21 protein-coding genes are annotated in these 24,797 nt (G+C 66.6%); 11 read left to right on the plus strand and 10 right to left on the minus strand.

Annotated features, from left to right (window positions below; all coding sequences use genetic code 11):
• Nucleotides 1–57 precede the first annotated feature (57 nt).
• The gene (locus AC07PZ_RS16860) at nt 58–417 is read right to left on the minus strand and encodes a copper-binding protein (RefSeq protein ID WP_495296267.1); all 360 of its coding nucleotides are present in this window, start codon (nt 415–417) and stop codon (nt 58–60) included.
• Nucleotides 418–688: 271 nt separating this feature from the next.
• On the opposite strand from AC07PZ_RS16860, the gene AC07PZ_RS16865 reads away from it, so the two are divergent.
• Nucleotides 689–4,399, plus strand: a complete 3,711-nt coding sequence (locus AC07PZ_RS16865; RefSeq protein WP_495296268.1) for a hypothetical protein — start codon at nt 689–691, stop codon at nt 4,397–4,399.
• A gap of 46 nt (nt 4,400–4,445) precedes the next feature.
• On the opposite strand, the gene AC07PZ_RS16870 is transcribed toward AC07PZ_RS16865, so the two are convergent.
• The 6 genes from AC07PZ_RS16870 to AC07PZ_RS16895 form a co-directional block, all read right to left on the minus strand.
• Complete coding sequence (locus AC07PZ_RS16870; protein WP_495296269.1) at nt 4,446–4,877, minus strand: hotdog fold thioesterase; 432 nt, start codon at nt 4,875–4,877, stop codon at nt 4,446–4,448.
• An 87-nt stretch (nt 4,878–4,964) separates the two neighbouring features.
• On the minus strand, nt 4,965–5,417 hold the full coding sequence (locus tag AC07PZ_RS16875; RefSeq protein ID WP_495296270.1) for a MaoC family dehydratase: 453 nt from the start codon (nt 5,415–5,417) through the stop codon (nt 4,965–4,967).
• A gap of 78 nt (nt 5,418–5,495) precedes the next feature.
• A complete protein-coding gene (gene boxA, locus AC07PZ_RS16880; RefSeq protein ID WP_495296271.1) occupies nt 5,496–6,776 on the minus strand; it encodes a benzoyl-CoA 2,3-epoxidase subunit BoxA in 1,281 nt (426 codons plus the stop codon).
• Nucleotides 6,777–6,926: 150 nt separating this feature from the next.
• Entirely contained in the window at nt 6,927–8,354 is a 1,428-nt protein-coding gene (gene boxB / locus AC07PZ_RS16885; protein ID WP_495296272.1) for a benzoyl-CoA 2,3-epoxidase subunit BoxB, read from the minus strand.
• Nucleotides 8,355–8,495: 141 nt separating this feature from the next.
• Entirely contained in the window at nt 8,496–10,166 is a 1,671-nt protein-coding gene (gene boxC, locus AC07PZ_RS16890) for a 2,3-epoxybenzoyl-CoA dihydrolase (RefSeq protein WP_495296273.1), read from the minus strand.
• Nucleotides 10,167–10,295: 129 nt separating this feature from the next.
• Entirely contained in the window at nt 10,296–11,207 is a 912-nt protein-coding gene (locus tag AC07PZ_RS16895; RefSeq protein WP_495296274.1) for a helix-turn-helix transcriptional regulator, read from the minus strand.
• 197 nt (nt 11,208–11,404) lie between these two features.
• On the opposite strand from AC07PZ_RS16895, the gene AC07PZ_RS16900 reads away from it, so the two are divergent.
• From AC07PZ_RS16900 to AC07PZ_RS16945, 10 genes are all read left to right on the plus strand, one after another.
• A complete protein-coding gene (locus tag AC07PZ_RS16900; RefSeq protein ID WP_495296275.1) occupies nt 11,405–11,872 on the plus strand; it encodes a 4-hydroxylaminobenzoate lyase in 468 nt (155 codons plus the stop codon).
• Between the two features lie 34 nt (nt 11,873–11,906).
• The gene (locus AC07PZ_RS16905) at nt 11,907–13,475 is read left to right on the plus strand and encodes a 3,4-dehydroadipyl-CoA semialdehyde dehydrogenase (protein ID WP_495296276.1); all 1,569 of its coding nucleotides are present in this window, start codon (nt 11,907–11,909) and stop codon (nt 13,473–13,475) included.
• Nucleotides 13,476–13,547: 72 nt separating this feature from the next.
• Nucleotides 13,548–15,122, plus strand: coding sequence for a benzoate-CoA ligase family protein (locus AC07PZ_RS16910; RefSeq protein WP_495296277.1), 1,575 nt, complete (start codon nt 13,548–13,550; stop codon nt 15,120–15,122).
• Complete coding sequence (locus tag AC07PZ_RS16915) at nt 15,119–15,922, plus strand: alpha/beta fold hydrolase (RefSeq protein WP_495296278.1); 804 nt, start codon at nt 15,119–15,121, stop codon at nt 15,920–15,922. Before AC07PZ_RS16910 ends, AC07PZ_RS16915 begins: the two co-directional genes overlap by 4 nt.
• The gene (locus AC07PZ_RS16920) at nt 15,919–17,097 is read left to right on the plus strand and encodes an ABC transporter substrate-binding protein (RefSeq protein ID WP_495296279.1); all 1,179 of its coding nucleotides are present in this window, start codon (nt 15,919–15,921) and stop codon (nt 17,095–17,097) included. Before AC07PZ_RS16915 ends, AC07PZ_RS16920 begins: the two co-directional genes overlap by 4 nt.
• 225 nt (nt 17,098–17,322) lie before the next feature.
• Nucleotides 17,323–18,195, plus strand: a complete 873-nt coding sequence (locus tag AC07PZ_RS16925; RefSeq protein ID WP_495296280.1) for a branched-chain amino acid ABC transporter permease — start codon at nt 17,323–17,325, stop codon at nt 18,193–18,195.
• Nucleotides 18,195–19,238 (plus strand): branched-chain amino acid ABC transporter permease, encoded by a 1,044-nt coding sequence (locus tag AC07PZ_RS16930; RefSeq protein ID WP_495296281.1) that lies wholly within the window; start codon nt 18,195–18,197, stop codon nt 19,236–19,238. Before AC07PZ_RS16925 ends, AC07PZ_RS16930 begins: the two co-directional genes overlap by 1 nt.
• Nucleotides 19,235–19,981 carry an ABC transporter ATP-binding protein gene (locus AC07PZ_RS16935; RefSeq protein WP_495296282.1) on the plus strand — a complete coding sequence of 249 codons (747 nt, stop codon included), beginning with the start codon at nt 19,235–19,237 and terminating at the stop codon, nt 19,979–19,981. The genes AC07PZ_RS16930 and AC07PZ_RS16935 overlap by 4 nt, the downstream gene beginning before the upstream one ends.
• Nucleotides 19,981–20,682, plus strand: a complete 702-nt coding sequence (locus AC07PZ_RS16940; protein WP_495296283.1) for an ABC transporter ATP-binding protein — start codon at nt 19,981–19,983, stop codon at nt 20,680–20,682. Before AC07PZ_RS16935 ends, AC07PZ_RS16940 begins: the two co-directional genes overlap by 1 nt.
• Nucleotides 20,683–20,799: 117 nt before the next feature.
• Entirely contained in the window at nt 20,800–22,566 is a 1,767-nt protein-coding gene (locus AC07PZ_RS16945) for an EAL domain-containing protein (RefSeq protein ID WP_495296284.1), read from the plus strand.
• Here AC07PZ_RS16945 and AC07PZ_RS16950 read toward each other — a convergent pair.
• Genes AC07PZ_RS16950 through AC07PZ_RS16960 form a run of 3 tightly spaced genes read right to left on the minus strand, consistent with a single transcriptional unit; the run spans nt 22,560 to nt 24,793 of the window.
• Nucleotides 22,560–23,837: a TRAP transporter large permease subunit gene (locus AC07PZ_RS16950; protein WP_495296285.1), complete on the minus strand. Its 1,278-nt coding sequence runs from the start codon at nt 23,835–23,837 to the stop codon at nt 22,560–22,562. The two genes, AC07PZ_RS16945 and AC07PZ_RS16950, sit on opposite strands and share 7 nt — an antisense overlap.
• Nucleotides 23,834–24,346, minus strand: coding sequence for a TRAP transporter small permease (locus AC07PZ_RS16955; RefSeq protein ID WP_495296286.1), 513 nt, complete (start codon nt 24,344–24,346; stop codon nt 23,834–23,836). The genes AC07PZ_RS16950 and AC07PZ_RS16955 overlap by 4 nt, the downstream gene beginning before the upstream one ends.
• Nucleotides 24,347–24,793: a type II 3-dehydroquinate dehydratase gene (locus AC07PZ_RS16960; protein WP_495296287.1), complete on the minus strand. Its 447-nt coding sequence runs from the start codon at nt 24,791–24,793 to the stop codon at nt 24,347–24,349.
• Nucleotides 24,794–24,797 lie beyond the last annotated feature (4 nt).

Here is a 24,797-nt window from a genome sequence, read left to right on the forward strand (position 1 = left end):
CGACGACGGTCTTGCCGTCAGGGAATGCGGTCGGCGTTCCGTGATCCGCAGAACGCCTCAATCGCAAGGCTGGAAGCGCTGGCACGCCGCCACGACCTGCAGCGACGTTACCGTGTTCTCGCCGTCGATGCGCTGCATCGCGAACTTGACCCAATCGCCCTCCGAGATTCCCGCGAGCAGCGTGCGGTCGACGACGGTGAAGGTCTGGGTGGTGAAGGGAAGCTTGGCGCGGGGCATCAGCTTGAGGCGCAAATGGAACTTGCCGCCCGGCGCCTTCGAGAGCGAACTCACGCGTGCACGCGTGAGGACCGGCGGCGCGTCGGACGGCTCGCCGGCAGCGGGTTGCGTGCAGAGGCTGCCCATCGCCAGGGCAAGGCCGGCGACTGCGCTGGCGATCTTCGACGACACGTTGGACATGCACTTTCCCTCCAGCATCGATATGGCGAATCCACCCGACATCCCCCAGGGGCCCGGGAGCGCTGAAGGTTAGCCGAAGTGGTGGCGGGCCGAGCGCCGGCATGTCGGGATCGGATCGGCCAGCGCGTCGATTGCGGGAGTGCATCGACGGCCCTCTGTGCCAGCGCCAAGCGCTTCGCACGAGTGCCACTCACTTCGGATGACGAAGACGGTACGAATGTCGCGGCTTCAAGAATGAACTTGCAGTCCAACCGCTTTCACTTTGCCCCTTATGACGTCACCATCTCGCTCCCCTTCTTCTTGCGCAGGCGCATCTTCCGCGTCATCGGCCTTTCTGAAGGAGTTGCAACAAGAGCCGACCGACGGCTCATCTGCCGCGAGGGATGGTGCAGGAAATGACGCGCCGGTCGACCTGCGATCCAATTCACTCGGCCACCTGCTCGGCAATGTACCCACTGGTGCAAGCGGTAGCGATATCTCGCAATTCGATGGACCCGAGGATTTGCCGAGCGACCTCGACGCCGCCTTGGAAGAGTTGAAGAAGGCATATGCGGAAATGATGCGGCGCACCGCATCGTCCAACGAAGAGACAGGCGTGCTCGAGCTGGACTCTTCTGACGACATGGACATTGAGGAGATCAGCCGTGGTCAGTTGCCTGACTCCGCTGCCAGTGGCCTGAGCGTTGATACTGTCTACCGCTTTGTTCAACGGGAAATGAAACTGCTCGATGCATGCTGGCATCGGTTACTCCACCGGGATTTCTCCATTCCGTTACTCACTCAAACAGAGCAACTGGAGAGAGCACGGCAAGCGCTTGACGCGCACGTGCTTCGAGCACAAAAGGCGGAAAGCGAGAGAAAGGCGGGCCAATTGAACGCCTTCGTATCACGCATCACCGACAGAAGTCCTATGGGGTCTTCCAACTGGGACGAGAGTAATTCAAAGCCATCCTTCGATGACGTGCACACCAATTTTCTGGAAGGAAATGCAAATCTTCCTTCATTGAAAGCTGCTCATGCCTGCTTGATGGACTACGTGCGCGCCAGGCTCAAATTGTTGAAAATCCTCGTGAACGATCTGACGCTCCAAATGAGCCATGTTCAACAACAATGTCCATCGAACACTGCTGAACTCGTACCAGGTACCTTGGAGAATTTGGAGGATGCGGCACGGCGGTTGCCGCGTGGTATGCAGCCCCAAGGCGCACGGAAGGAACTTCGCACGGAACTTGCCAAGGTCGGCAAGCATGTCGCGCCTCGAAGGCTGGCTGGATGGCTCATGCTCGTCCGCCCGGACATCTATCTCAGGTATTGCCCTGATCTCGACCGCTTCAAAAAAGGCCTGCTCGATGCTTTTTCGCAGCAATCCTCGGGTACCGTAACCCGAGAGAGTTTTTCTCTACTGTATACGCAGGTCGCTACAGACATGGGGATCGGCAGGCAAACGCTTACGGCTTTGGGCAACAACCTCGACCTTGTGCACCAATATCTTGCGCTAGCAACAAAAGACAGAACAATTGCCAGCGAGACCGAATTACCGTCTGACAAGAATCCCGTTGATCATCGCGCACCCATAGTGCGATGCGCGCCCGTCGCACGGAACATTCGCGCAGCAGAAGAGCTGGAGTCAGCAATTCTCTCCAATGCGCCCGCAATCGTTGGCTACATTGCGAGCTGGAGAGACAAAGGATTTCCGGTGCATTTTTCGGAATTGTCCGCCCTCTTGACAGGCATGGGGATCACACTATCCGAGAAGAAATTGCGTGTGATCACAAAGTGGGTGGCCGGCATCGAAAGAAGGGGCAGCTGGTATTGCATGACGGGTGAACATCCCAGCCTGCTGATCGACGTTTCCTTGAAAAGCGAGTCGACGGAATTGTTCCGCGGCAAATTGACTTCGAGCAGCGCAAAAACTGATTCAGAGAAGGGTTGGTGCAAGATCATGCGGGATGATTATCCCAAGGGATTCACCCTCGAGCAGGGCCTTGAGGTCATTGCACGGATGAAGCCGAAGAAAAGTCGTGTCAGCCTTCACAACGTATGGGATCATTGGTGCACGCGACGGCTCTTGCTGGAATCGAAAAACGGGTTGTGGAAAATAAATCCCGGCATTCTTTGCGGCAGTGCAAGAAGACCCACTACCGACAACTCGGAAGGTGAACCGACCAACAAACTGGCAACCACGACCAGAAGTCGAAAACGGACTTTGCGCCAATCGGCATGCGACGACCTTGTCTTTGAAAAGCTTCTTGAGATGCAATTGAATGGTGATCTTGAAGATTACCATGTTCGAGATGCAGCTGGTTTGGCGTTCAATAAGCCGAGATTGATCGACCTGCTATGTAGAGAGTCCGGGGCATCTGCACAACGCGTGACTTTGGCGCTGAGCGACCTCAGACCCAGGGATCTGACGGAAATGGCATTGAACAAGCAATGGAAAAAGGATCGATGGAAGCAGGATGCAGTTCCGGACATACTCAGGCACCTGCACAAAAGTTTTCCTTTTTTCGTATTCTTGAGCCATGGCCGAATTGCAGCCGAAATCAATCGGCTGTGGCCCGACAAATACATGGCCGCCGATTGCATTGAAGCCTTCCTTGAAAACCGCTCAAAGCAGGAGACTTCCGCAGAGGAGGAGATAAAAAATCTCGTCCGCACGAAGAGTATTGGATTCTTCTATGCAGGTCCCGCTGCGAAATTTGTCTCTCCTACCGCGATCCGCAATCACCTGGCAGCAACGAAAGGCATCCAGATTGGAACGAGCGAGTTGGCCGCCATATTGAAAAAATATTCCTCGGAAATCCTCCAGCAAAAGCCCGCTCTTGGATTGAAGTTCGAGCCCAGACACGTGCAGAAGCAACTGGAAGGCACTATCAAGCATTTCAAACTGCAGAAGGGGGACTCACTACCCCAATGGAAGTTGTTCTCGGAACATTACGAAAAATCGATCTGCAAGGGAAAATTTCCTTTCTATGGAAAAAAGGCCGTCGAGCTTTACCTCCTTCTTCGGGACTGGCTGGCTGATGAGTCATACGAGACGAGTGCGCCACCAAAGAAACAAAAAAGACGCCCCCTGTCCAACTCTGATATCGGGAACACGCCTGCGCCGATCAAACAGAAGCGTCTCCAGTCCAGCACGCCGTCCGCTGCCGTTTCCGCCAGCGTGACCACCACCGAGACAACGGTGCCGACCGCCTCGAACACCGCGCCGACGCTGCCCGGCATGCCGAGGGATTTCGACGAATTTCTGCAGGTGTATGAAGCACTGCGCCCGATGGCCGAACCGGTACGGTTCGCGGCGACGTCCGGTGGCACCGCGACCGCAACACAAGTTGAGGCGTCGGCCTCGGCCGCCGCATCATTGGCATCTCTGCAAGCCGGCTTCGGCGACGTCCCGCGGAGCCACGTCGTCGATGTCCGAAGCGAGCTGGGGGCGGCCGGACTCGTCGTGCGCGAGAGCCCCAAGGATGGCGACTGCCTTTTCACGGCATTGTTGGCGGATCACGATCTCTCCGCAGCCAATGCAAAGGCGCTTCGCGGCAGGATCGCATTGCTTCTTCAGGGTATCCCCGACACAGCGGAAAGCAACGCGCGCAATGCGAACAGCGTCGCCAACTACCTGTTCCAACGCGACGAGCAGAACGGACTGGCGCAAAGTGCCGGCATCCACAGCGTTCCCAATCGCGTGCGTGCACTTCTCGAGTCCCTTGACGGCGTGCTCAGCGATCCGGATCTGACACTCCCGCTCGTCTGCCGGCTGATGGACGGGGCCGCGGTGCCGGGCGATGCGCCCGTGTACGTGACGCTCCTGTCCGAAGACGACGGCCATGCGGTGATCTACACGGCATCGGAGCGCACGGCAATCTCCTTGCGCGGACTGGCACCGATCGAATTGCAGCAGACCACCCGCCAGTTGTGCGCCGCGTCCGCAGTCACCGTCATCCTGAAGAACGACCATTTCGACCGCGTCCAGCCGGCCTGACCTGTTGAGCTATCGCGCGCCTCGACAAGCGCGACGCGCGCGCCCACTACCGCGCGTTCAACAACGCCATCGTGATCTTCGACACGCACACCAGCGCACCGTCGTCGTCGGTGATGTCGATCTGCCAGGTCTGGCCGGTGTCGTCGTTGCGCAGCGGCCGGGTGATGCCGGTGACCCAGCCCGAGGTCGCCTTCTTCAGGTGGTTGGCGCTGATGCTGAGCCCGACCGCGCGCAGGTTGGCCGGTGTGGCGTAGTGGGCGCCGCAGGAGCCGAGCGTCTCGGCCAGCACGACGTTGACGCCGTTGTGCAGGCCACTCTCCTGTCCGATTCCCCATCGCGTGCGCGCGTCCACGGGCGCCCGGGCGCGGATGAAGTCGTCGCCCACCTCCACGAACTCGATGCCGAGCGTGGTCGTGGCCGAGCGGCTGTGCGCCGCTTCCAGGATCTCGATGGATATCTCTTTCTGCCAGATGCTCACCGTTTGTCTCCGATATCTTTATGGGCCGGATCATAGGACCTCGACCGCGGTCCGGTGGCTCGCGCAACGTGCGCGGCGACGGCCCCGCTAGCTGTGTTCCGCCGGCTCGCCGAGCCTGAACAGGCTGGTTGCCTCCAGGTCGAGCACCGGCGCGCCGTGCTGGTTGAAGAGCTCCCAGCGCCAGTCCAGGATGCCGAGCCATTTCTTCTTTTCCGATCGGCGCGTGGCGACCACCGTCGCCTTGAGGTTCAGCGTGTCGCCGGGGCGCACCGGGTTCGGCCACTTCACGTACTTGAGGCCCGGCGACGCAAAGGATTCGGAGCCGGCCAATGCCTTGTCGGCCACCAGCCGCATCGCGATGCCGCAGGTGTGCCAGCCGCTCGCGATCAGCCCGGCGAATGGCCCGGTGGCAGCGGCTTCGGGGTCGGTGTGGAACCACTGCGGGTCGTAGGCCGTGGCGAAGGCGAGCAGCTCCTGCTCGGTGAGCTGGTAAGGGCCGGCCTCGATGACCTGGCCCACCTCGAATTCGGCGAACTTCATGCGGCGCCTCGCGAGGCAGCGGACGCGGGCGTTGCCGGGCAGGCAGGGACGAAACGGGATGGCATGGCGCTCCTTGGATCAGTAGGTTTCCAGGTGCAGCCGGCCCTCTTTCTGCAACGCATGGCCGACCGCATCCCAGTCCAGGCCCGCCTCCATGGCGATGTCGCGCAGTGCCAGCACCACGCCTTCTTCCATGCTCTTGAGCCCGCAGACGTAGAAGTGTGCCTGAGGGTCCTTGAGCAGCTCGGCCAGGTCGGCCGCGCGCTCGCGCATGGCGTGCTGCACATAGCGCTTGGGCTGGCCGGGCGTGCGCGAGAACGCGAGGTTGATGTCGATGAAGTCCTTGGGCAGCGTCTGCAGCGGGCCGAAGTAGGGCAGCTCCTGCTGGGTGCGCGCGCCGAAGAACAGCATCAGCTTGCCGCCTTCGAACTTGCCGCTCTTGCGCAAGCGGCGGCGCCATTCGGTCATCGCGCGCATCGGTGCGCTGCCGGTGCCGGTGCAGATCATCACGACATGCGACTTCGGATGGTTCGGCATCAGGAAGGACGCGCCGAACGGCCCGACCACCTGCACGGTGTCGCCCACCTTCAGGTCGCACACGTAGTTGCTCGCGACGCCACGCATCGGCTTGCCCTGGTGGTCTTCGGTCACGCGCTTCACGGTCAGCGACAGGTTGTTGTAGCCCGGCCGCTCGCCGTTGCGCGGGCTCGCGATCGAGTACTGCCGCGCGAAGTGCGGCTTGCCCTTGGCGTCGGTGCCCGGCGGAACGATGCCGATCGACTGGCCCTCGAGCACCGGGAACGGCATGGCGCCGAAGTCCAGCACGATGTGGTGCGTCTGGCTGTCGAAGCCAGCCTCGGTGCAGTTGAAATTGCCGACCACCGTGGCCGTCGTCGGCTTCTTCGGCGGATGCAGGTTGGTGTAGGCGTGCGCGGCCGACCAGGGCGGCATCGTCGCGCCGTACTGGCCCGAGTTGAAGACCGGCTCGCCCTTCTCCGATGGCGCTTGCGGCGCCGCCGCGGCGGGCTCGCCCAGGGCCGGCGCGTCGGTGCTCGACAGCCCTTCGGCCTCCAGTTGCTCGGGCGTGAGTTCGGCCGGCAGCTCGTCCCAGGTCAGTTGCTCGTCGATCGAATAGGCGCGCTTCAGCGGCATGGTTCGCCAGTTGTCGATCGAGCCCGTCGGGCACGGCGAGATGCAGGCCATGCAGCCGTTGCACACGTCGGCACGGACCACGTAGTTGCGGTCGTCGTGCGTGATCGCATTGACCGGACAGGTGGCCTCGCAGGTGTTGCAGCGGATGCAGATCTCGGGGTCGATCAGGTGCTGGTTGATCACCCCCACTTCAACAACCATTTCCATCGTGTGTCTCCTTTTTCATGCTCCCCGCCATCTCAAGCGTCTTCGCGAGACACCGCGGCGCCGGCTTTGCCGGGCCGCTGGTGTCGCCCCCTGCAAGGGGGTTGGCGAAGCGACACGCAGTGCGCGCAGCCTGGAGGCGTACCTGGTTCTTCAGCCGAAGCGGACGTATTCGAAATCCACCGGCTGGCGGTTGATGCCCATCACCGGCGGCGCGATCCAGCCGGCGAACTTGCCCGGGTCGACGACGCGGCCCATCAGCGACGCGACGAACGCGAAGTCTTCCGGCGTCGGCAGCCACTCGTTCTTCTTCGCGGCCCATTCGACCTCGTTCACCACGCGGCCTTCGGGCGACATCTTGATGCCGGCCAGCGCGCCGATCTGGCGGTTGAAGGCCTTGTGCGGCACGGTCAGGCGCGTCGGGATGCCGGCCTTCTCCAGCACCTTGTTCCAGCGGCCGACACCGGCCACCGAGTCCTTGATGAAGTCGTCGCGCAGCACTTCGTTCAGTGCGTTGAGCATCGGCACGTCCTTCTCGACGAGCTGGCCGTCGCGGACCTCCAGCACCTTGTAGGTCTGGCCCTTGAGGATGTGGTCGTCGGTGCGCTTGCCTTCCTCGTAGCGGCCCTTCAGGCCCGAGCTGTAGAAGGTGGCGGCATTGCTCGACTGGTCGGCGCCGAACAGGTCGATGGTCACGCTGTAGTGGAAGTTCAGGTAGCGCTGCACCGTGCCCAGGTCGATCGCGCCGGCCGCGCGCACCTTCTGCGGATCGTCGGTCTTCAGCTCGTTCATCACCTGCGCCGTGCGCGCCAGCACGCGCGACACGCCGCTCTCGCCCACGAACATGTGGTGCGCTTCCTCGGTCAGCATGAACTTGGTGGTGCGTGCCAGCGGGTCGAAAGCGCTCTCGGCCAGCGCCGACAGCTGGAACTTGCCGTCGCGGTCGGTGAAGTACGTGAACATGAAGAAGGCCAGCCAGTCCGGCGTCTTCTCGTTGAAGGCACCCAGGATGCGCGGGTTGTTCTCGTCGCCCGAGGTGCGCTGCAGCAGCGCTTCCGCTTCTTCGCGGCCGTCACGGCCGAAGTGCTTGTGCAGCAGGTAGACCATCGCCCACAGGTGGCGGCCTTCCTCGACGTTGATCTGGAACAGGTTGCGCAGGTCGTACATCGACGGCGCGGTCAGCCCCAGGTGGCGCTGCTGCTCGACCGATGCGGGCTCGGTGTCGCCCTGCGTCACGATGATGCGGCGCAGGTTGGCGCGGTGCTCGCCGGGGATGTCCTGCCAGGCCTTCTCGCCCTTGTGGTCGCCGAAGTGGATCTCGCGGTTGGCGTCGCCCGGGTTCAGGAAGATGCCCCAGCGGTAGTCGCGCATCTTCACGTGGCCGAACTGCGCCCAGCCGCTCGGGTCGACGCTGACCGCGGTGCGCAGGTACACGTCGTAATTGGTCGAGCCGTCCGGCCCGACGTCGTCCCACCAGTTGATGAAGTTGGGCTGCCAGCCTTCGAGCGCGCGCTGCAGCGTGCGGTCTTCGCCGAGGTTGACGTTGTTGGGGATCTTCTCGCTGTAGTTGACGGTGCTCATGGCTGGCTCTTTCTTTGGCGGGTACTCAAGGTATGAAGGGGCTCTGTTCGGGAAGCACCGCGGAACCGGCTTTGCCCGGCCGCTGGTGCTGCCCCCTGCAAGGGGGTTGGCGTTGCGACGCGAAGTGCGCAAGCCTGGGGGTTAGACACGTCCCATGTCGAAGCCGGCTTTTTCGCCGGTGCCATACACCTTGAGCGCGCCCTTCTCGCCGACCGCATTCGGCCGGTTGAAGATCCAGTTCTGCCAGGCGGTGAGCCGGCCGAAGATGCGGGTGTTCATGTTCTCCTTGCTCGCGAAGCGCAGGTTCGCTTCGAGGCCGGTCAGCGAGTCGGGCGACATGGCCGCGCGCTCTTCGATCGCGATGCGGATCTCGTCGGCCCAGTCGATGTCGTCCGGCGCGGCCGTCACGAGGCCCAGCTTCAGTGCCTCGTCGGCATCGAGCTCGGTGCCGATGCTGGCGCGCGCGGCGGCCAGCGGCGCCTCTTCTTCATAGAAGCGGCGTTCCAGCCGGCTCTGGCCGTTGACCATCGGCAGCGGGCCGAAGTTGAAGGCGCTCAGGCTCAGGCGCGGTGCGTGTTCCGGGTCGTCCGGCAGCGCCAGCATGTAGGCGCGGTCGGCCGCGAAGGCCAGTTCGGCCAGCGTGCCGGCAAAGCAGGAGTCGGAGTCGACCAGCGCGAACAGGCTGCGCGACGACACGTCCAGCCGCGCCAGCGTGCGGCGCAGCATGCCGAGCGTCTCGCGCACGAACCAGTGGCCTTCGTTCGCCTGCATCAGCGCATCGTTCGCCAGCACCGCGGCCGGATCGCCCTGCGTCTTGAGCAGCCAGGTGCCGGTGTCGAGTTCGTTGGTGCGCATCGAGAGGATCGCGTCGTCCAGTTCGCGCGCCATGGCCAGCGGCCACCACGCCGCGCCCGCGGCCTCGATGCCGGCGATGTCGGTCGGCTGCGCGCCGACCGGCGCATGCACGGTGAAGGTGGCGGTGCGGGCGGCGCGGTCGATCGCCACCGTCACGTGGCGGTAGCGCAGGCCGTTGGCGCTGTCTTCGCGCTCGATCCTGGCCAGGCTCACGCCCTTGGCGTCCGCGGGGCGGTCGCTTTGCTGGCCGAGTTCGGCGGCGCGCTGCTGCACGGTCGCCGCGAACTGCGCGGGCTTGACCACCGCATCGACCAGGCGCCAGTCGACCGCGCGCTGGCCGCGCACGCCTTCGACGCTGGTGCAGAAGATGTCGGCGAGGTCGTGGCGCACGCGGCGCTTGTCGGTCACGCGCGTCAGGCCGCCGGTGCCGGGCAGCACGCCGAGCAGTGGCACTTCGGGCAGCGACACGGCGGACGATCGGTCGTCGACCAGGTAGATCTCGTCGCAGGCCAGCGCCAGCTCGTAGCCGCCGCCGGCGCAGGCACCGTTCACGGCCGCGAGGAACTTGATGCCCGAATGCTTCGAGGTGTCCTCGATGCCGTTGCGCGTCTCGTTGGTGAACTTGCAGAAGTTCACCTTCCACGGGTGGCTCGAGACGCCGAGCATGAAGATGTTCGCGCCCGAACAGAAGATGCGGTCCTTGCCGCTGGTCACGATGACCGAGCGGACCTGCGGATGTTCGAAGCGCACGCGGTTGAGCGCGTCGTTGAGTTCGATGTCGACCCCGAGGTCGTAGCTGTTGAGCTTGAGCTTGTAGCCCGGACGGATGCCGCCGTCCTCGGCGATGTCGAGCGACAGGCGGGCGACGGCGCCGTCCACGCTCAGCGTCCAGTGGCGGTATTTCGTGGGGTCGGTGCGGTAGTCGACGGTGGCCGGCGCGGTGGCAGTCTCAGTCATGTTCGGGGTCTCCTTGTTGAAGTAGAAGAACAATATTGCATTGTTCTGGCTGAACTCGTCTCGTTGACATGCATCATCATGCATGTCTTGAAACGCGTCAACCCCCGGATTCGATTTTTTACAGCCGGCTCAGACGGTCTCGCCGAGGCGCGTGCGCACGGCGCTGCGCAGCGTCTGGAAACTCTGGGCGAGCGTGGCGCCCGCGGTGTCGACCGACAGGTCGGCCTTCGAATAGAAAGCGGTGCGTCCGGCCAGGATGCGGCGCAGGTCGTCCATCGCCTCCTTGCTCTCGGCCATCGGGCGGGTGTCGCCCTGCGCCGCGACACGGCCCATGTGCTCTTCCGGCGCGGCCTGCAGCCAGACGGTGGTGCAGTGCGCCAGCAGTTCGTTGAAGGTGGCCGGGTCGGACACGATGCCGCCCGGCGTGGCGATCACGACGTCGCCGTAGATCTGCACCGTTTCCTCCAGCGCGCGCCGCTCGTAGCGGCGGTAGGCGTTGGTGCCGTAGAGATCGTGGATCTCGCGCACGCTGCAGCCGGCGTGCTTCTCGATCTCGCGGCTCAGCTCGACGAAGGGCATCTCCAGGTCGTCGGCCAGCATGCGGCCGAGCGTCGATTTGCCCGCGCCGCGCAGGCCGATCAGCGCGATGCGCCGCTGGCGACCCGGATCGCTCGACGAGGCGTCCAGCAGTTCGCCGAGCGCGACGCGCGCGCGCCGCAGCTCGGCCTCGTTGCGGTGCTCCAGCATCTCGCGGATCAGCAGCCACTCGGGCGAGCTGGTCGTGACGTCGCCCAGCAGCTCGGCCAGCGAGCAGTGCAGCGCCGTCGCCACCTGTTGCAGCACCAGGATCGACGCGTTGCCGGTGCCGTATTCCAGGTTGGCCAGGTGCCGCTCCGACACGTCGGCCGCCAGCGCCAGCGTCTTGCGCGTGAGCCCGCGCCGCGCGCGCAGGGTGCGCACGCGTTCGCCCAGCGCCGACAGCAGCGGGTTCTTCTCCTCAACCTCCGCGCCGCTCACTGCGGCGTCGGCTCGATCGTTCATATCCGTTCCCTCACACCCGAGGCCTGGCCTCAGGGAAAACACCAAGATGCACTATATTGCTTGACACTCGTAAAGTGCATGCGTATTGTCCGCGACAGGCAAGATACTGCAGACAAGTCGATGCCGCAAGCGCGGCGACCAAGCTTCTTCTCTTTCTCTTCTGTTCGTCTCTCACCCACGCAACAAACGGTCCCGCGATGTCCAAGGAATCCTTTCACCAACAGCTCGCCGGCCTCGCCGCGGACATCGCCGGCCGGCCGCTCGACGGCGAGCTCGACCAGTGGCTCAACCAGCACCACGGCGCCGGATCGCCGCTGTTCGAGCAGCTGAAGCAGTCGTGCGTCGAGGGCGTGGCCGAGGGCTGGCTCTGCGAGCGCGAAGGCGGCGGCATCCGCTACGGACGCGTCTTCAAGGCCGACGACGCGCTCCGGCGATTCTCGGTGGACGTGGTCGACATGCAGGACATCGCCGGTCCGCACCACGTCCATCCGCAGGGCGAGATCGACCTGATCATGCCGATCGCCTCCGAAGCCACCTTCGACACGCGGCCCGCCGGCTGGTGCGTCTACCCGCCGGGCAGCGCGCACCGGCCCACCGTGGCCGCCGGCCGCGCACTCGTTCTCTATCTGCTGCCTGAAGGCCAGATCCAGTTCACCCGCGCCTGACCGCCAGTCGCCAGCCTTTCATCTCATCTTCCACATGACCGAACTCCTCCCCAATTTCGTGGCCGGCCGCTGGCAAGCCGGCAACGGCGCCGGCACGCCGCTGTTCGACCCGGTGCTCGGCACCGAGCTGGTCCGCGTCGACGCCACCGGCCTCGATCTGGCCGCCGCCTTCGGCCATGCCCGCGAAACCGGCCGAACCGCACTCCAGGCCCTGACCTACCGCGAGCGCGCCGCCCTGCTCGGCGCCATCGTGAAGGTGCTGCAGACCCACCGCGACACGTATTACGAGATAGCGACCGCCAACTCCGGCACGGTCAGGAACGACTCGGCGGTCGACATCGACGGCGCGATCTTCACGCTCGGCCAGTACGCGAAATGGGGCGACGCGCTCGGCGACGTGCGCGCGCTGCGCGACGGCGACGCCGTCAAGCTCGGCAAGGAACCGGTGTTCCAGTCGCAGCATCTGCAGGTGCCGACGCAGGGCGTGGCGCTGCTGATCAACGCCTTCAACTTCCCGAGCTGGGGCCTGTGGGAGAAGGCGGCGCCGGCGCTGCTGTCGGGCGTGCCGGTGATCGTCAAGCCCGGCACCTCGACCGCCTGGCTCACGCAGCGCATGGTGCGCGACGTGGTCGACGCGGGCGTGCTGCCGAGCGGTGCGCTGTCGGTCATCTGCGGCAGCTCGGCCGGGCTGATGGACCAGCTGCGCCCGTTCGACGTCGTGTCGTTCACCGGCTCGGCCGACACCGGCGCGGTGATCCGCTCGCACCCGGCCGTGGCCCGGCTGTCAGTGCGCGCCAACATCGAGGCCGACAGCCTGAACTCGGCCATCCTGCTGCCCGACGGCACGCCGGGCACCGAGGCCTTCGACCTGCTGGTGCGCGAGGTGGTGCGCGAGATGACGGTCAAGTCGGGCCAGAAGTGCACGGCGATCCGCCGCGTCCTCGTGCCCGAGGCGGTCTATGACGCGGCGGCCGAGGCCATCGGCGCCAAGCTCGCGGGCATCACGGTCGGCAATCCGCGCAACGAATCGGTCCGCATGGGCTCGCTGGTCAGCCGCGCGCAACTCGCCGCCGTGCGCGAGGGGCTTGCGCAGCTGCAGCGCGAGGCCGGCGTGCTGTACGACGGCAATGGCCCGCAAGGCCGGACGCTGGTCGATGCCGATCCGGCCATCGCCTGCTGCGTGGCGCCGGTGCTGCTCGGCACGCGCGACGCCGACGGCGCGGCGCTGGTGCACGACGTGGAGGTCTTCGGGCCGGTGGCGACGCTGCTGCCCTACCGCGACCTGGCCCATGCCGCGGCGCTCGCGCATCGCGGCCAGGGCTCGCTGGTCACCTCGCTGTATGGCGCGGACGACGCGGCGCTGGGCCGGACGGCGGTCGAGCTCGCGGCCAGCCACGGCCGGGTCCACGTGATCACGCCCGCCGTCGCCAAGGCCCAGACCGGCCACGGCAACGTGATGCCGATGTCGCTGCACGGCGGGCCGGGCCGGGCCGGCGGCGGTGCCGAACTCGGCGGCCTGCGCGCGCTGGACTTCTATCACCGCCGCAGCGCGGTCCAGGCCAGCCCGGACGTGCTGACACAGCTGGGGCTCGCCGTGGCCTGAGACCCGGACCCCATCGGCGGCAACCGACGCCACCCCACAGATCGAACGCGACAGAGCGCGACAGGAGACACGATGAACCCGACAGACCCCTTCAATTTCGCCGAGCACCTGTTCGCGCTGAACCGCGGACGCGCCGCCAAGATCGCCTACGTCGACGACCGCGGCATGTTGAGCTACGGCCAGCTCGACGACCGCGCGCGCCGGCTGGCCGCTGCCCTGCTGGACGCCGGCGTGGCCCGCGGCGATCGCGTGCTGCTGCTGCAGCTCGACAGCAGCGACTGGCCGGTGAGCTTCCTCGGCTGCCTGTACGCGGGCATCGTGCCGGTCGCAGTGAACACGCTGCTCACGGCCGACGACTACGCCTACATGCTGGAACACAGCGGCGTGACCGCAGCGCTGGTCTGCGGCGTGCTGGTGCCGGTGCTGTCCGAAGCGATGACCCGCAGCCGCCATGCGCTGCGCACGCTGGTGGTGTCGCAACCGACCGGCGCGCTGGCCGAGCTGTCGGTGCATGCCCAGCCTTTCGATGCGATGGTCGCCGCGGCGCGCCCGCTGGCCGCGCCGGCCGGCACGCTGGCCGGCGACCATGCGTTCTGGCTGTATTCGTCCGGCTCGACCGGCCGGCCCAAGGGCACCGTGCACACGCACGCCAACCCGTGGTGGACCGCCGAGCTGTTCGGCAAGCCGGTGCTCGGGCTGACCGAAGACGACGTGTGCTTCTCCGCGGCCAAGCTCTACTTCGCCTATGGACTGGGCAACGGCCTGACCTTTCCGCTGTCGGTCGGCGCCACCGTGGTGCTGATGGCCGAGCGGCCGACGCCGGCCGCGACCTTCCGGCGCTGGACCGGCACGCCGGGCACGCCGAAACCCACGGTGTTCTTCGGCGCGCCCACCGGCTTCGCCGGCATGCTGGCATCGCCCGCGCTGCCGGCGCGCGAGGACGTCGCGTTGCGCATGTGTTCGTCGGCCGGCGAGGCGCTGCCGGCCGAGATCGCCCAACGCTTCAAGGCGCACTTCGGCTGCGAGATCGTCGACGGCATCGGCTCCACCGAGATGCTGCACGTCTTCATCTCGAACCGGCCCGACGACATCCGCTACGGCACCACCGGCAAACCGGTCGGCGGCTACGACATCGAGCTGCGCGGCGAGGACGGCAGCGCCGTGCCCGTCGGCGAGGTCGGCGACCTCTACATCCGCGGCCCGAGCACCGCGCTCATGTACTGGGGCAATCCGGAGAAGTCGGCCGAGACCTTCCGCGACGGCTGGACCAAGAGCGGCGACAAGTACTCCTGCGACGCCGACGGCTACTACACCTACGCCGGCCGCAGCGACGACATGCTCAAGGTCAGCGGCATCTACGTGTCGCCCTTCGAGGTCGAGTCGACGCTGATGCAGCACCCCGCGGTGCTCGAGGCGGCGGTCATCGGCAAGGAAGACGCCGACGGCCTGACCAAGACCAAGGCCTACGTGGTGCTGCACGACGGCCGCTCGGCCACGGCCGACGAGCTCAAGGCCTTCGTCAAGGAGCGCCTGGCTGCCTACAAATACCCGCGCTTCATCGAGTTCGTCGACGAGCTGCCCAAGACCGCCACCGGCAAGATCCAGCGCTTCCGCCTGCGCGAACGCGAGCGGGAGCAGGTCGCATGACGGACGGCGAAGTCCGATTCGCCGAGATCCTCTGGCGCGAGCGCCCGGTGCGCATCGAGTACGCGTGGATCGGCTCGGCGAGCCCAGACGCACCGCAGGTCGTCTTCCTGCACGAGGGCCTGGGCTCGCTGGCGATGTGGAAGGATTTCCCCCAGCAGCTGTGCGCGGCAGGCGGCTTTCGCGGCCTGGTGTTCTCGCGCCCGGCCTATGGCCGCTCGACGCCGCGCGACGCCGACGAGCGCTGGGACGTCGACTTCATGCACCGCCAGGCGCACGAGGTGCTGCCCGCCTTCTTCGACGCGATCGGGCTGCAGGGCAAACCCTGGCTGCTCGGCCACAGCGACGGCGGTTCGATCGCGCTGCTGCACGCGGCGCGCTTCCCCGACAGCGTGGCCGGGCTGGTCGTGATGGCGCCGCACATCCTGGTGGAGGACGTGACGATCGCCAGCATCGAACAGGCGCGCGAGGCCTACCTGCACACCGACCTGCCGCAGAAGCTCGGCCGCTACCACGACAGTGCCGACTCGGCCTTCTGGGGCTGGAACCGCATCTGGCTGCATCCGCCCTTCCGCCAATGGAACATCGCGCAGGAACTCGACGCCATCACCTGCCCGCTGCTGGCGGTCCAGGGGCTCGACGACGTGTACGGCACGCTCGAGCAGATTCGCGGCATCGCGCGGCGGGTGCGGCAAACCCGACTGCTCGAACTGCCCGAATGCGGGCATTCTCCGCATCGCGATCGGCCCGAAGAGGTCGTCGCCCAGATCGTTTCGTTCATCAATAACAGGAGACAACCATGACCCACTTCCCTTCGCGCGCCACGCGCATCGTCCTGGCCGCGGCCGCACTGGCCTGCATCGGCGGCCTGGCGCAGGCGCAGCAAGCCAAGCTCAAGGTCGGCCTGATGCTGCCCTACAGCGGCACCTACACCGCGCTGGGCGTGGCGATCGAGAACGGCTTCAGGCTCAACGTCGAGGAACAGGGCGGCAAGCTCGGCGGCCGCGAGATCGAGTACGTGAAGGTCGACGACGAATCCGATCCGGCCAAGGCGACCGACAACGTCAACAAGCTCATCAAGCGCGACAACGTCGACGTGATCGTCGGCACCGTGCATTCGGGCGTGGCGATGGCGATGGCCAAGGCCGCCAAGGAAAGCGGCACCGTGCTGATCGTGCCGAACGCGGGCGCCGATGCCGTGACCGGCCCGATGTGCGCGCCGAACATCTTCCGCAGCTCCTTCTCGAACTGGCAGCCGGCCTACGCGATGGGCGAGGTCGCGGCCAAGCAGGAAAAGAAGAAGAAGGCGATCACCATCACCTGGAAGTACGCGGCCGGCGACGAGTCGGTCAATGGCTTCAAGGAAGGCTTCGAGAAGTCGGGCGGACAGGTCGTGAAGCAGTTGAGCGTGCCCTTCCCGAACGTCGAGTTCCAGGCGCTGCTGACCGAGATCGCGGCCGCCAAGCCGGACGCGGTGTACGCCTTCTTCGCGGGCGGCGGCGCGGTCAAGTTCGTCAAGGACTACGCGGCAGCCGGCCTCGACAAGACCATCCCGCTGTACGGCCCGGGCTTCCTCACCGACGGCACGCTCGACGCGCAGGGCGCGTCGGCACAGGGCATGCTGACCACGCTGCACTACGCCGATGGCCTGAACACGCCGCGCGACAACGCGTTCCGCATCGCCTACGCCAAGTCCTTCAAGCTGCAGCCCGACGTGTATGCGGTGCAGGGCTACGACGCGGCGCAGATGCTCGGCATCGGCCTGGCCGCGGTCAAAGGCGACATCGGCAAGAAGGCCGAGTTCGCCGCTGCGATCGAGAAGGCGAAGATCGACAGCCCGCGCGGCCCGTTCTCGGTCGGCAAGTCGCACAACCCGATCCAGGACATCTACCTGCGCAAGGTCGACGGCAAGGAGAACAAGCTGGTGAGCATCGCAACCAAGTCCCTCGCGGACCCGGCGCGCGGTTGCCGGATGTGAACTTGGCTCTCCCCCAGGCTTCGGCGCACTGCGTGTCGCCTTTCGCCAACCCCCTTCCGGGGGCAACACCAGCGGCCCGGCAAAGCCGGTTCCGCGGTGAGTACTTGGCTCTCCCCCAGGCTCGCTCGCTTCGCGTAGCCGCCACCCCCCTTCCGGGGGCAACACCAGCGGCCCGGCAAAGCCGGTTCCGCGGTGTTTCACGAACAGAAAGTTGAACGGCGGGTCATGGATATCGGAACCTTTCTTGTCCAGTGCCTGAACGCGGTCCAGTACGGCTTGCTGCTGTTCCTGGTCGCGTCGGGCCTCACGCTGATCTTCGGGATCATGGGCGTGATCAACCTTGCGCATGGCAGCTTCTACATGCTGGGCGCCTACATGGCGTTCGCGCTGTCGCCGCTGTTCGGCGACAACTTCATCGTGATGCTGCTGGCCGGCGTGGTGCTGGCGGCCGTGTTCGGCTACGTGCTGGAATGGGCTTTCTTCAGCTACCTCTACCAGCGCGACCATCTGCAGCAGGTGCTGATGACCTACGGCCTGATCCTGGTCTTCGAGGAACTGCGCTCGATCCTCGTGGGCAACGACGTGCACGGCGTTCAGGCGCCGCCCTGGCTCGACGGCAGCTTCGCGCTGGGCTCGCTGATGACCTACCCGTGGTACCGGCTCTTCGCATCGGCGGCCTGCATCGTGCTGGCGGTGGCGCTGTACCTGGTGGTCAACCGCACGCGGCTCGGCATGATGATCCGCGCCGGCGCCAGCAACCGCGACATGGTGCGCGGCCTGGGCATCGACATCCGCAAGCTCTACCGCATCGTGTTCGCGGCCGGCGTCGCACTCGCCGCACTGGCCGGCATGATCGCCGCGCCGATGTCCTCGGTGTACCCGAACATGGGCGCGAGCGTGCTGATCGTCTGCTTCGTGGTGGTCGTGATCGGCGGCATCGGCTCGATCAGCGGCGCGCTCGTGGCGTCGCTGCTGGTGGGCTTCGTCGACACCTTCGGCAAGGTCTTCCTGGCCGAACTCAGCGGCATGGGCATCTACGTGCTCATGGCCGCCGTGCTGATCTGGCGGCCCGAAGGCCTCATGGGAAGAAAGACCTGATGCGCCGCTTCAACGTTCTCAACGTTCTCGTCCCGGTGCTGTGCGCGCTCGCGCTGGCCCTGCTCGGCCCGTGGCTGAGCCCCTATGCGTCGGACTTCGTCGTCAAGGTGATGATCCTGTCGATCTTCGCGCTGAGCCTCGAACTGCTGGTCGGTATGACCGGGCTCGTCAGCCTCGGGCACGCGGCCTTCTACGGCATCGGCGCCTATGCGACGGTGCTCGGCTCCGGCGCCGACGGCGGCTCGATCGCGTGGCTGCTGCCGCTCGCGCTCGGCTCGGCCGCGGCCTATGCGCTGGTGGTCGGCGCGCTGAGCCTGCGCACCCGCGGCGTCTACTTCATCATGGTCACGCTGGCCTTCGCGCAGATGGCCTACTTCGTGTTCCACGACACCAAGGTCGGCGGCGGCAGCGACGGCATCTACATGTACGTTCGGCCTGCGCTCGGCGCACTCGACATGGAGAACCGCCGCGTGCAGTTCTATGTGGTGCTCGCGGCGCTGGCCAGCACCTACGGCCTGCTCGCGCTGATCGGCCGCTCGCGCTTCGGCGCGGCGCTGGCCGGCATCCGCGTGAACGAGCAGCGCATGCGCGCGGCCGGCTTTCCGGTGTACGGCTACAAGCTGGCGGCCTTCGTGCTCGCCGGCGCGCTGGCCGGCCTGGCGGGCTTCCTGGTGGCGGCGCGCGACGGCGTGGTCAACCCCGAACTGCTGGCCTGGCACAACTCCGGCGAGGTGCTGCTCATGATCATCCTGGGTGGCCTGGGTCGCCTGCGCGGCGCGGTGATCGGCGCGGTCGCCTTCACGCTGCTGAAGGAAGTGCTGTCGACGCACGCGCTGGTCGGACCGCTCGCGGACCATTGGCAGCTGACGCTCGGCCTGGCGATCATCGCCTTCGTCGCGCTGCTCCCCAAGGGAATCATCGGCATCGCCGCGCGGCTGTCGCCGGCGGGCAGCGAACGCGTCGCGGCGCCAGTGGCCGTGCCGCCGACGTCGCCCGCGCCGCAGGTGCGCACCGCGGCACGCGGGGCGGAGGTCGCTCGATGAACGCACTGCTGTCCGTCAACAAGCTCACGCGGCGCTTCGGCGGCCTGGTCGCGGTGAATGCGGTCGACATCGACCTGCACCGCGGCGAGGTGCATGCGGTGATCGGCACCAACGGCGCCGGCAAGTCGACGCTGATCAACATGCTGTCGGGCGAGATCGAGGCGTCGGACGGGCGCATCGCGCTCGACGGCGACGACATCACGACCCGCGCCCAGTCGCGCCGCGCGCGCGAAGGCGTGGGCCGCAGCTACCAGCGCACGACGATCTTCCCGGAGTTCAGCGTGCACGAGAACTGCCGGCTCGCGGCGCAGGCCGCCACGCCGCGCCCCTGGGCCATCTGGGAGAGCGCGCGACGCTGCGGCGACAGCAACGCCGCAGCCGCCGAGGCGCTGCAGGCCGCGGGGCTCGCCGACCAGGCGCAACGCATCGCCAGCACGCTGAGCCACGGCGCCAAGCGCCAGCTCGAGGTCGCGATGTGCCTGGCGACCCGGCCACGCGTGCTGCTGCTCGACGAGCCGCTGGCCGGCATGGGCGCGGAAGAAACCGACCGCATGCTGGGCCTGCTCGCACGGCTCAAGGCCACGCACGCGATCCTGCTGGTGGAACACGACATGGACGCGGTCTTCCGCATCGCCGACCGCATCACGGTGATGGTCAACGGCACCGTGATCGCGACCGGCGACCCGGCGTCGATCCGCACCAATCCCGCGGTGCGCGAGGCCTATCTCGGGGAAGGCCACTGATGCTCCAGATCGAATCCATCCACACCTACTACGGCGACAGCCACATCCTGCACGGCGTCGACGCCGAGCAGGCCGCGGCCACGTCGCTCGGCCTGCTCGGACGCAACGGCATGGGCAAGACCACGCTGATCCGCACGCTGATGGGCTACGTGCGGCCGGCCTCGGGCCGCGTGCTGCTCGACGGACGCGACGTGACCGGCTGGACGCCGGAGAAGATGGCGCGCCAGGGCATCGGCTACGTGCCCGAAGGCCGCGGCATCTTCCCGAACCTGTCGGTGCGCGAGAACCTGCTGATGAGCGCGCGCGCCGGCATCGACGGCCGACGCGCCTGGACCTTCGACCGCGTGATGGCGACCTTTCCGCGGCTCACCGAGCGGCTGTCGCACGGCGGCCAGCAGTTGTCGGGCGGCGAGCAGCAGATGCTGTCGATCGGCCGCGCGCTGATGACCAACCCGCGGCTGCTGATCCTCGACGAGGCGACCGAGGGCCTGGCGCCGCTGATCGTGATCGAGATCTGGCGCGTGATCGCCGACATCCGCAGCACCGGCATCGCCACGCTGATCGTGGACCGCGACTGGCGCAAGGTGCTCGCGCACACCGACCGCGCGATGGTCATGGAAAAAGGCCGCGCCGTGCTCGCGGCGCCGTCGGCGCAGCTGATCGCCGCGCCCGGCCAGCTGGAGCAGTTGCTGGGGGTCTGAGGCGCAGCCGGGTACGCCGGCCGGGCGTGGGGCCTTCTGTCACAAAGGCCTGCCATGCTGCATCATGGACACGGTCCGCGCCTCGCGGACCATGCCAACGATGACACCCTTTCCAGCATGCGCCGACCACCCGGGCAGAGCCTCTCCCGCCTCGCGTTCCCTTCGCTCTTCGCGCTGTTCCAGCCCATCGTCGACCTGCGGCAGGGCACCGTCTCCGGCCATGAGGCGCTGATCCGCGGGCCGGTCGGCACGCCGCTGCACAGTCCGCTCGAACTGCTGGCGCTGGCATCGAGCGAAGACCGGCTGCTGCCTTTCGAACTGCACTGCGTCGACGTGATCCTCGCGCGCTGGGGCGCGCTGCACGAGCCGGGCCGGCTCTTCGTGAACATGAGCGCGGACGCGCTGGTCGCCGCGATGGACGGCTGGCTCGAGCGGCAACTGGCCAGGCACCGCGTACCGGCACGCACCGTGACGGTCGAGATCACCGAAGGCGCGGCGGCCGGCGACGCCGCGGCGCTGCGCGCGGCCGTGAAGGCGCTGCACGCGCTGGGCGCACGGGTGGCGCTCGACGACTTCGGCGAAGGCCATTCGAACCTGCGGCGCTGGACCGAGCTGCAGCCCGACTTCGTGAAGATCGACAAGTTCTTCACGCAGGGCATCGCGAACAGCCCGCAGAGCGTGGAACTGGTGCGCACCATCGTCGGCTTCGGCAATGCGCTCGGCGCCACGCTGGTCGCGGAAGGCGTGGAAGACGCGAAGGACCTGCGCGTGCTGCGCGACCTGGGCGTCGGGCACGGCCAGGGCTATCTGCTCGGGCGACCGGCGCGACAATTGCAGCAGGCGGCACCGGCCGCCGTCGCGGCCGTCATCGGCGACAGCCGGATCGCGGTGATCCCGCACGCGCTGCAACAGGCGCAGCCGGGCGTGCTGCGCAGCATCGCCGTCATCCAGGCGCCAGCGCTGGACCCGCGCACGCCGAACGACGAGGTGTCGACGATCTTCCAGCGCCACCCCGACCTGCACGCGCTGGCGGTGGTCGACGACGGAAAGCCGATCGCCCTGATCAACCGCCAGTCCTTCATGAACGACTACGCGCGGCTCTATTTCCGCGAGGTGCATGGCCGGCGCGCCTGCCTGGACTACGGCAATGCGACACCGCGCATCGTGGAACTGGAGGACAACGTCGAGCATCTGCTGGGCATCCTGATGTCGGACGACCAGCGCTACCTGCGCGAGGGCTTCATCCTCACCGAAGGCAAGCGCTACATCGGCCTGGGCACCGGCGACCAGCTGGTGCGCGCGGTGACCGAGGCGCGCATCGAAGCCGCGCGGCATGCCAATCCGCTGACCTTCCTGCCCGGCAACATCCCGATCAGCATCCACATCGAGCGCCTGCTGGCCAGCCATGCGGAGTTCGCGGCCTGCTACGCGGACCTCGACAACTTCAAGGCCTTCAACGACCGCTACGGCTACTGGCGCGGCGACGAGATGATCCGCCTGCTGGCCCGGCTCGCCACGCAGCATGCCGACGCGCACCGCGACTTCGTCGGCCACATCGGCGGCGACGACTTCCTGCTGCTGTTCCAGAGTGCCGACTGGCGCGCGCGATGCGTACGGATGATCGAGGCGTTCAACGCCGAGGCGCAGGCGCTCTACGACGACAGCGCCCGGCAGGCCGGCGGCATCGAGGGCGAGGACCGGCACGGCGTGATGCGCTTCTCGCCGTTCACCACGCTGTCGATCGGCGCGGTGCACGTCGCGCCCGGCGCGTTCGGGCATGCGGAAGACGTGGCGGCCGAGGCGGCCGTCGCCAAGCACGAGGCCAAGCACGCCGCGGCGGGCCTGACCGTGCGGGTCGCCGGGCCTCGGCCTTCGGCTCAGTAGAACCAGCGCGCCGGCACCGTCACCAGCTTGGGGAACAGCACCATCAGGAACATCAGGACGAACTGCGCGATCATGAAGGGAATGACGCCCTTGGTGACCGCGTCCATGCTGACCTTGCCGACGCCCGCCACCGTGTTGAGCACCACGCCCACCGGCGGCGTGATCAGTCCGATCGCGTTGTTGATCATGAACAGCACGCCGAAGTAGACCGGGTCGATGCCGGCGGCATTGACCAGCGGCATCAGCACCGGCGTGAGGATCAGGATGGTCGGCGTCATGTCGAGCGCGGTGCCCACCACCATCACCAGCGCCATGATCGCGACCATCAGCAGCGTCGGGCTCGACAGCAGCGGCTGCAGCAGCGCGACGACCTGCGCCGGGATGTTGGCGACGGTGATGAGCCAGGCGCTGACCGCCGACGCGGCCACCAGGAACATCACCACCGAGCTGGTCCGTGCGGCGGACACGAACACGCGGTAGAGCTGGTTCCACTTGAGCTCGCGGTAGATGGAGGTCGACACGAACAGCGCATACACCGCGGCCACCACGCCGGCCTCGGTCGGCGTGAAGACGCCCATCTTCAGGCCCACGATGATGATCAGCGGCAGCACCAGCGCCCAGCCCGCGTCGCGGATCGCACCGATGATCTCGCGCGCGCTCTTGCGCGGCGGCGACGGGATGTTCTCGCGCCGGCACAGCCACCACCAGGTGAACCACAGCGCGGCGCCGAGCATGATGCCCGGGAAGATGCCGGCGAAGAACAGCTTGGAGATCGACACGTTGGCCGCCACGCCGAACACCACGTAGCCGATGCTCGGCGGCACCACCGGCGCGATGATGCCGGCCGATGCGATCAGCCCCGCGGAGCGCGCCTTGTCGTGGCCGGCCGCCACCATCATCGGCAGCAGCAGCGTGGACAGTGCCGCCGCGTCGGCCACCGCCGAGCCCGACAGCGCCGCCAGCAGGCAGGCCGCGACGATGGTCACGTAGCCGAGTCCGCCGCGCACGTGGCCGACCAGCATCAGCGCCACGTTGACGATGCGCCGCGACAGCCCGCCGGCGTTCATGACCTCGCCCGCCAGCAGGAAGAAGGGCACGGCCAGCAGCGGGTAGCTGTCGGCGCCGTTGATCAGGTTCTGCGCGAGGATTTGGGTGTCGAGCATGCCCAGGTTCCACATCAGCGCCGCACCGCAGACGAGCAGCGCGAACGAGATGGGAATGCCGATCGCCATCGCGGCGAGCAGCGAGCCGACGAAGATGATGATGGTCATATCTGGTCCTCGGATTCCTTGATCATCACCAGCTCTTCATCGGACACGCGGCCCGTGACGACCTTGTAGAGGTCGTTCAGCAGGATGCCCGCCGCGGAGACGCCGAACACCAGCCCGACCGCGTAGAACCAGGCCATCGACGCGCCGCTCGACGGCGCCGAGACGTCCCAGTTGATCCTGGTCTGCTCGAGCGAGCCGCTGAAGAGCATCCAGCACATCAGCAGCATCAGGCCGTAGGCGCCGACCAGGCAGATCTTCTTGCCGGCCGGGCCGAGCTTGCTCACCAGGATTTCGGTGCCCAGGTGCGCGTGCTCGCGCAGCGCGACGATCCCGCCCATGAAGGTCAGCCAGACGAAGAGCCAGCGCGACATCTCTTCCGACACGGTGATGCCGGAGTTGAAGATGTAGCGCAGCACGACGTTGCCGAACACCAGCACCACCATCACCGCGAGGCAGGCGGCAATGACGAACTCCAGCAGCCTGCAGTAGTTGTGAAGGAGCTTGTCCATTCAGGCCGCCTGTGTGTCCCGCACCGTCTCGACCAGCGCGCGAAGGCCGGCCGTGTACGAGCGCCAGCCCAGGCCCTGGATCGTGCCCTTGACTGCCGGCGAGATGATCGAGTGGGCGCGCCAGGTTTCGCGCGCGGCGATGTTGCTCATGTGGATCTCGAAGATCGGGAACGGCATCGCCTTGATCGCATCGTGCAGCGGCACGCCGTATTGCGTGAGGCCGGCCGGGTTCAGCAACGCGCCCTTCGCCACGTCGATGTTCTCGTGCATCCGGTCGATCAGCGCGCCTTCATGGTTGGACTGCAGGATGTCGAGTTCGACCTGCAGTTCCTCGGCGAGCTTCAGCAGGCGCTCGTTGATCTGCGCGAGCGTCGTCGTGCCGTAGATGTGGGGCTCGCGCCGGCCGAACAGGCTCAGGTTCGGGCCGTGCAGGACAAGGATCTTCATGGGG

Source organism: Variovorax sp. GW821-FHT10B04 (assembly GCF_059415645.1).